Origin of the sequence: Candidatus Aquicultor secundus, assembly GCF_002791875.1 — a bacterium.
Taxonomy (GTDB): domain Bacteria; phylum Actinomycetota; class Aquicultoria; order Aquicultorales; family Aquicultoraceae; genus Aquicultor_A; species Aquicultor_A secundus.
Window position 1 is genome coordinate 4349 of the sequence record NZ_PFNG01000095.1, and the last position, 200, is coordinate 4548.

Annotated in this window: 1 protein-coding gene; it reads right to left on the reverse strand. The window is 53.5% G+C overall.

Translation table 11 applies throughout. The features are described from left to right. Nucleotides 1-200: methionine adenosyltransferase (locus tag COY37_RS04140; protein ID WP_286976285.1), on the reverse strand; the 200-nt coding region annotated here is incomplete at both ends.

The window sequence follows — 200 nt, forward strand, 5'->3', positions numbered from 1 at the left end:
CATTGCGATAGTTAAACTGAGATTTTTTCCCGTGCGGTACCCCATGACCTTTACATCCGTACCTGACGCCGGGAACAGCTCTTTAAAGCCCGACGAATTCAAATAATGCTCCGTGCCGAGCACCATTCTCTCGGTCGGGCTTAAAGGGGCGTAGCCGACCGCGGCCGACGTATCGTTGGCGGCAAGAATACCAGACTGTT